The sequence below is a fragment of the Aquibaculum sediminis genome (genome assembly GCF_040712085.1).
Classification (GTDB): domain Bacteria; phylum Pseudomonadota; class Alphaproteobacteria; order Kiloniellales; family DSM-21159; genus Aquibaculum; species Aquibaculum sediminis.
On record NZ_JBFCVK010000019.1, the window covers coordinates 1 to 1,160 of the forward strand.

Genomic DNA, 1,160 nt, shown 5'->3' on the forward strand with positions numbered 1-1,160 from the left:
AGAGTATCCGTGTTGATCAAGAAGGAAAGTTGACCCATGGACGCTGATCTCTGAGGAGGGCGTTTGCGAGGATCACGAGCTTGCGCATGATGGCTGTGAGGGCCACCTTTGGCGCCTTTCCTGCCTGCGTGAGTGCGTCGTATCTCTGCTTCAGGTTTGGATTGTAGCGTGCGGCGACCAGGGCAGGCATGTAGAGGGCTTGCCTCAGCTGGGCTCTTCCGCCGCCAATTCGGGCCCGCCCCTCCCATTTTCCGGATCTTCGAGTGATAGGTGCCAAGCCGGCGAGGCTGGCGGCCTGCCGTGGCTCGAGCGTTCCCAGTTCCGGCATTTCCACGATCATTGTCACCGCGGTGGTTTCCGAGATGCCTGGAATGCTGATGAGGATGCCAAGGCGCTGGGCCAGGTTCTCATCCGCGCGGATCAGATTGAGGAGTTCCCGGTCCACGTCTGCGAGTTGCGCCTCTATCTGCCGCAGCCGCTGCGCGGCCTGGCGCTTGAGGAGGGGCAAGGTCAGATTTTTCTGCCTGTTGCGCGTGGCTGTCCTGTCCTTCACGAGCGCCTGCCGGGCGCCGTGCAACTCCTTCAGCGTGTCGAGGCGTTCACTGGCTGCGGGGCGCGTGGCGGGTTCGAGAGCGATCCCCATGCGGGCAAGCATGACCGCATCGATGCGGTCGGTCTTGGCCAGGCGGCCGATTGCTTCGGCAAAACGCCGCGCTTGTCGTGGGTTCACCTTGGCTACCGGCAGCCCTGCCTTGGCGAGGGCCCGTTCAAGCGCGCGGTGATAAGCGCCCGTTGGCTCCAGCACGATCCGGTCGACCGGATCGTGCTGGAGCCAAGCCAGCAGGGCCCGATGCCCCTTGGGATCGTTGGGGAAGCAGCGGCTGGCACCGCCGGGCAGACGATGGACATCCAGACGATCTTTCGAGATGTCGATGCCAATGGTAACCTTGGTCATCTTTTCCATGTCCCTTGCTTGTCATCCGGGCTTTGGTCCCGGGTATCCGTTCGGGCCTCAAGGAAAAGACGGGGGTGATCCAACTCTAGCTCGGCTCAGTGTCGCTCTGCCGATCGACGATCCGTCCCCCGCCATCGCCGGTGCGGGTCAGGCACCGGCGATGGTTCATCTTCTACCGATGAACCGCCATCTTCATAAGACAAGC

At 62.6% G+C, this 1,160-nt stretch carries 1 protein-coding gene; it reads right to left on the minus strand.

Going from position 1 to position 1,160, the window contains the following annotated elements:
- Positions 1-16: 16 nt before the first annotated feature.
- Complete coding sequence (locus tag ABZ720_RS17375) at positions 17-955, minus strand: IS110 family RNA-guided transposase (protein WP_366556795.1); 939 nt, start codon at positions 953-955, stop codon at positions 17-19.
- Positions 956-1,160: the final 205 nt, after the last annotated feature.

Excerpts from the sequence above, each read along its gene's own strand:
- ABZ720_RS17375 (WP_366556795.1), bottom strand. The coding sequence starts at position 955 with ATGACCAAGGTTACCATTGGCATCGACATCTCGAAAGATCGTCTGGAT.